This window comes from Microcoleus sp. S13_C3, from assembly GCF_036700905.1.
GTDB lineage: Bacteria > Cyanobacteriota > Cyanobacteriia > Cyanobacteriales > Microcoleaceae > Microcoleus.
Genome location: NZ_JAUBPT010000039.1, coordinates 35,746 through 42,112 on the forward strand (window position 1 = coordinate 35,746; position 6,367 = coordinate 42,112).

Consider the following 6,367-nt stretch of genomic DNA (forward strand, 5'->3'; position numbering starts at 1 on the left):
TGTGCCACAAGAGGGGGAAATTTGGGATGCTTCCGGCACATCCATTTTTTCTACAACTTCCACCGAAACCGCTTCCACAATCAGCGGTTTTTCTGGCATAATAAAACTGTAACGCTGTCGGTGGGCTGCTTCAAATTCAGCCTGCATCGCCTCAATATTGTCAGCAAAATTGACCGCCAAAACAGAGTCACTTCCCTGATATTTTAAGCGCAAATTGCTAACAACTAAAACCTCTGACTCTTTCTCTGTGTTCTCTGCGCCTCTGCGGTTCAATTCCCTCTTTCCCTCAGCCTCCAATTCGGCTAAAATATAATGTAAATCAGCTAATAATTCTGCATTTAATTGTTGCTCGATCGCCCTTTCGCGAATAGCCCGCACATCAGCCAAACCCATACCGTAAGCCGACAACACACCCGCATAAGGGTGAATAAATACCCGTTTCATCCCCAAAGCATCGGCGATCGCACAAGCGTGTTGGCCGCCCGCACCGCCGAAACAGCACAATGTATACTCCGAAACATCGTAACCGCGCTGAAGCGAGATTTTTTTGACAGCATTTGCCATCTTTTCCACTGCGATCGCCAAAAAACCCTCCGCCACCTCTTCGGCCGTCCTCTCGCCCCCAATTTCCCCCGCTAATTGCCCAAATTTTTGCTTTACTACGTCAGGGGCGATCGGCAAATCTCCATTCAATCCAAATACTTTGGGGAAAAAATCCGGTTGAATTTTACCCAACATCACATTGCAATCAGTCACCGTCAAGGGGCCGCCTTTGCGATAGCAAGCAGGCCCAGGATTGGCCCCTGCAGACTCCGGCCCGACGCGGTAGCGAGCCCCGTCAAAAAAGACAATTGAACCGCCGCCGGCTGCTACAGTGTGAATTGCCATCACGGGCGATCGCAATCTTACCCCAGCAATTTCCGTCTCAAATTCGCGTTCGTATTCGCCGTTAAAATGGGCAACATCTGTCGAAGTTCCGCCCATATCAAAGGTAATAATTTTATCAAAACCTGCCTTTTTGCTGGTTTGAACCGCACCGACAATTCCCCCAGCAGGCCCGGATAAAATACTGTTTTTTCCTTGAAATTGTGCCGCATCCACTAAGCCGCCGTTTGATTGCATAAACATTAATTTGGGGGGCGGGCACGGGGAGGAGGATGAGGGCGGGCACGGGGAGGAAGAGGGCGGGCACGGGGAGGAAGAGGGCGGGCACGGGGAGGAAGAGGGCGGGCACGGGGGCACCGCCCCTACAGATAACTGACTGATTACTTGTTCGACGTATCGACGTAAAATCGGAGATAAATAAGCATCGACAACCGCAGTATCTCCCCGCGAAACCAGTTTCATCAGCGGGCTAACTTCGTGAGATACTGAAATTTGAGTAAAGCCAATTTCTTTCGCTATTTTAGCAACTTGTTTTTCGTGTTCCGAGTAGCGGTAGCCGTGCATGAATACGATCGCACAACTGCGAATTCCCTCATCGTATGCTTGCTGCAAAGACGGGATAAACTCGGAATTGACAGCAGTTAACTCCTCACCTTGAGCGCTGTAGCGTTCTGCAACTTCAATAACTCGATCGTACAGCATCTGGGGCAAAACAATGTGACGCGCGAAAATATTCGGGCGGTTTTGATAGCCAATTCTCAGCGCATCGCCGAAACCTTTAGTAATTAACAGAATTGTGCGATCGCCCTTTCGTTCCAGCAAAGCATTTGTCGCCACCGTCGTCCCCATTTTAATCGCTTCAATTTCGGCGGCGGGTATGGGAACATCTGCTGCAATTCCCAAAATATCGCGAATTCCTTGAACTGCGGCATCGGTGTAGCGTTCTGGGTTTTCCGATAGCAGCTTGTGAATGACTAATTTACCGTCGGGGCTGTTGGCGACAATATCGGTAAAAGTGCCACCGCGATCGATCCAGAATTGCCAGCGAGTGCGATCGTCAAAAACAGCATTCATATCATTATCCATCATAAATGTTAATCAGCCTTTTATGGGCGGGCAGGATGCCCACCCCACAATACAATTTATCTCTTGTGGAACAGGCATCTTGCCTGTTCTCGATCATAAATGTTAATCAGCCTTTTATGGGCGGGCAGGATGCCCACCCCACAATACAATTTATCTCTTGTGGAACAGGCATCTTGCCTGTTCTCGATCGAGGTACAAAATGTCAGTTCAAATAAAATTCCTATAAATGTCGAATGCCCTCAACCAACCCCTGACAAACACCAGCCAGAAAATCCAAATCCAAAGTCTCAATCCTATCACTTTCTCGATGATAATGCGGATTTCGCATATTAGCAGTATCAGTCACCATAATAGCCGGATAACCATTATCCCAAAAAGGAACATGATCGCTGCGGCGAGGATCGGGGACAATTAAACCTCGATTCGGCACCGGCAGCCACTCGCAGGGCTGACCAGATTTGCGAATTTTGCCACTCAAATTAATCAAATCGGGAACCGTCCGCAAAGTGCCAATTAAAGCAATAAAATTGCCACTATTGGGATAAAAATATTTCAAGCCAGCGGGATAGCTTTGAGAATTAGGATTATGGTTGCAATAACCCAACATTTCCAAAGAAATCATTAACCGGATTGACTCTTGCTGTTGCTTGTATTTAGCTGCATGATGACTGCTTCCCAAATAACCGTATTCTTCCATATCGAAGGTGACTAATTGCACTGGATATTTGAGCGGCCCAGATGCGATATCCCTTGCGAGTTCCAGCAAAACAGCAACACCAGTAGCATTATCATCGGCCCCAGGCGATCCGGGTACAGTATCGTAATGAGCACCAATTACGATCGGCTTTTCTTGCTTCTTTTCTTGCTTCCCCCCCTTAGCAAGGGGGGGACTGAGGGGGGGTAAATCCAAAATCAAATTGTGATGAATTCGCCCGCGCACGGAAAAATCGTCAATTTCTACAGTTCCCCACTGTGCCAACTGTTCGCGGATGTATTGCTGAGCATAAAAATGCCCTTCGGATGCGAGGTATGGATTGCGATCGCGTACAATTTGAATCAGATGGCTGTGCAAGCGTTCCTTGAGATCCATGCGATCGCAGATACAATGAGTACATTAAGATTATATGGGATTGAATTATGATTGGAGAAGTCAGAATCGAAAATTATAAGTCGATTCAAAAGCTGAAGCTAGAATTAGGACGAGTAACTGTATTGATCGGTGAAAATGGCTGCGGCAAGAGTAATATCCTAGAGGCGATCGCCCTTGCTTCTGCGGCGGCTGATGACAAGCTGGATAACGAGTTTTTAGCATCTCGGGGCATCAGAGTTACAGAACCTCAATTTATGCGATCGGCTTTTGAAATGGAAAACTTGGTTAAAGATATCAAAATTGAGTTAAAAGGGAATGAGGGACAACCATTTAGTTGTATTTTGCAAAATGATAATTCTCCCTATTCTCAGTGGGTTAGTAACAACTTTTTGGGTGATAGTGAAACCTCTATAAAAAATGCTATTAATATTGTTATTCAAAAATACGGTGGAGCAGAAAAAATAAGAGCTATTTTATTAGACCAAACCGAATCTTCTGAACAAGAATTCTCAAGAGTTCTCAAAGATGCACAATCATTTATTAGGATTATTAACCTTAATGAATTTATAATCTATTCTCCTGAAAACCAAGCTTTACGAACTTTTGAAAAAGAAGGTCAAATTCAACCATTAGGGATTAATGGAGAAGGTTTGTTTAAACTATTAAAATTTTTGACTTCCGATGATAACCAAGAGCAGGTTAATGAAATCAAAAAAAAGCTACAATTGATAGATTGGTTTCAAGATTTTGAAGCTACTCTAAATTTATCACATCTTCAAAATTTTCTCCAAATTAAAGATAGGTACTTATACCCTGATTTAACTTACTTTGACCAAAGAAGCTCTAATGAAGGCTTTTTATTTTTGCTTTTTTACTTCGCTTTATTTATTAGCGATCTCACACCTAATTTTTTTGCAATAGATAACATTGATGCTTCCCTCAACCCCAGATTATGTCGCAGATTAATGCAAGAATTAGTCGAATTAGCAAAAAAACACGACAAACAAGTTATATTCACAACCCACAACCCGGCAGTTTTGGACGGTTTGGATTTAGATGATGATGAACAGCGGCTGTTTGTCATTTATCGCAACCAATTAGGACATACTAAAGCCAGACGCATCCTCAAACCTGAACCTCTCGAAGGACAGGAACCTGTAAAATTATCCGAGGCTTTTTTGAGGGGCTATATCGGAGGACTTCCTAAGAATTTTTAATATGATTAGTTTTGGATTAATTACTGAGGGATTGACTGACCAGATTGTGATTGAAAATATTTTAGCAGGATATTTCAAGAATCCCGATCTAGATATTAGACCGCTTCAACCAGAAAGAGATAAAAAAGATGAAAACAAATTTAAAGGTTATGGTAGTTGGAGTCAAGTTTTTGCTTATTGCCGTTTAAAAGATTTTCAAGAAGCGTTTCAATTTAATGACTATATAATTATCCAAATAGATACGGATGTTTCAGAAGAGTATGGTATCCCACAGCAAGATGAAAATGGTGAATTTACTCCTAAAGAGTTGATTGAAAAAGTTATCGAAAAGTTTAAAGAGGAAATTGGCGAATATTTCTACAGTCAATGTCAACAGCGAATTATTTGGGCTATATCAGTACACTCTATTGAGTGTTGGTTGCTGCCACTGTATTATAAAGACAACAAAAAGTCTAAATTCAAAAATTGTTTAGAAACGTTAAATAAGGAGCTTGTAAAGAAACATGATTTTACAATTGACGCCAAAAAGCCTGAATATTATCGGGACATTTCCAAACAATATCGCAAGCATAAGGATTTGATGGCTTGTTACCAACACAATCCCAGTTTGACAAGTTTTGTAGTAGATATTGAAAGCAAGAAAATTGTTATTCCTTTAGAAGACGAGTGGTAAATTTAGGCAATTTGGCCTAAAGTTTTCCACCTGCTAAACTTCTGATTCCAATTCGCTAACCCGCAACTGCACGGGTAATTCTACAGAATTCAACTCAGACGACTCTAACAATCCTGTTGCTTCAACTTCTGCACTCGCTTCACCGTGCCGCATTTTCTTCAATTTCTCACCCAAAGTATCCCGCTGGTTAATCAAATAAATACTAACCAAAGTCAGCCCCACTCCCATCGATTGCAGCGGATTGAGGACTTCGCCCAAGAACAAATTGCCGAACAGCAAAGCAAATACAGGCGTAAGAAAGGTAAGAGAACTTAAACTGGTTAGACTGCCACTCGAAGCAAAATAAAAGAATAAACCGTAGGCGATCGCACTTCCGAACACAGTAGAATAAGCTAACGCCATCCAGCCGGAAAAATCGATATTCACAAACTGCTCAGACTCAGTTGCCGCCGAAATTGCCAACAGCGGCAAACCGCCAAAAATCATGTGCCAACCAGTCGCCACCACCGGGTCAACATAACGGCAAACCCAGCGCACCAAAACCGTACCCACAGCCATCGACAAAGCAGCCAACAGCATCAACCATTCTCCACCCTGGAACAACTGTTCGATACCCGCAGAAACCTCCCTGTTTTCAGGATGAAAAAGCCCCAAAATCCAGCCATCGGGCAACCCGATCAAACTGATGCCCGCAACGCCAATAACTAATCCCAACCAGCCCCAAAAACCAATTTTTTCTTGAAACAGCCACAAACATAAAATCGCCACAGCTAGCGGTTGAGAGTCAATCATCACCGAACCCAAACCCGCACCGGTTCTCGCCAAACCTTCGGCTAAAAAACCTTGAAACAAAGTAGCGTCAACCAAAGCAAACAGCGAAATCCACAGCCAAGCTTTCCAACCCTGCGGCTGCGGTTTTCCCATGAATGCCGCCGCCAGCAGCACCAACACGCCCGCAGGTACTAAACGCACGAATGCCACAAACAGCGGCGTTGTGTGCGGCATCACCCCTTTCATGGCTACCATCGCGGTTCCCCACAGGAAAAACGGCGCAATTAGCAACAGCGGGGCAAAAGGCAGTTTTGAATCGGTAAGCTTTAGCTGCATGGGGATGGCTCCAAATAATTGATGAGATTGATTCTCGTGGGGATGATGTAGTTTTGTTAAGCAATTTTTACAATTATATATTGGTGTTGGGTGAAGTGCGATCGCACAAACCTCGGCCAATCTGGAACAGGCAAGATGCCTGTTCCACAAAATCAAGGTGCAACAGGCATCTTGCCTGTGGCCAACAATCTGGAACAGGCAAGATGCCTGTTCCACAATCAAGCAATTTCTTGTGCAACAGGCATCTTGCCTGTGGCCAACAATCTGGAACAGGCAAGATGCCTGTTCCACAATCAAGCAATTTCTTGT

At 44.0% G+C, this 6,367-nt stretch carries 5 protein-coding genes; 2 read left to right on the forward strand and 3 right to left on the reverse strand.

From position 1 onward, the window contains the following. Both QUA16_RS13310 and QUA16_RS13315 read right to left on the reverse strand, forming a co-directional pair. The coding region (locus tag QUA16_RS13310) for a hydantoinase/oxoprolinase family protein (protein ID WP_445252165.1) at positions 1–1,974 on the reverse strand (1,974 nt) is incomplete at its 3' end. Between the two features lie 217 nt (positions 1,975–2,191). Further along, positions 2,192–3,061, reverse strand: coding sequence for a M28 family peptidase (locus QUA16_RS13315; RefSeq protein ID WP_333103797.1), 870 nt, complete (start codon positions 3,059–3,061; stop codon positions 2,192–2,194). Positions 3,062–3,108: 47 nt separating this feature from the next. On the opposite strand from QUA16_RS13315, the gene QUA16_RS13320 reads away from it, so the two are divergent. Together QUA16_RS13320 and QUA16_RS13325 are read left to right on the forward strand one after the other, a co-directional pair. Continuing rightward, on the forward strand, positions 3,109–4,278 hold the full coding sequence (locus tag QUA16_RS13320) for an AAA family ATPase (RefSeq protein WP_333103796.1): 1,170 nt from the start codon (positions 3,109–3,111) through the stop codon (positions 4,276–4,278). Between the two features lies 1 nt (position 4,279). Beyond that, a complete protein-coding gene (locus QUA16_RS13325) occupies positions 4,280–4,951 on the forward strand; it encodes a phage tail protein (RefSeq protein WP_333103795.1) in 672 nt (223 codons plus the stop codon). A 33-nt stretch (positions 4,952–4,984) separates the two neighbouring features. On the opposite strand, the gene QUA16_RS13330 is transcribed toward QUA16_RS13325, so the two are convergent. Continuing rightward, positions 4,985–6,058 (reverse strand): DMT family transporter, encoded by a 1,074-nt coding sequence (locus QUA16_RS13330; RefSeq protein WP_333103794.1) that lies wholly within the window; start codon positions 6,056–6,058, stop codon positions 4,985–4,987. Between the last annotated feature and the right edge of the window lie 309 nt (positions 6,059–6,367).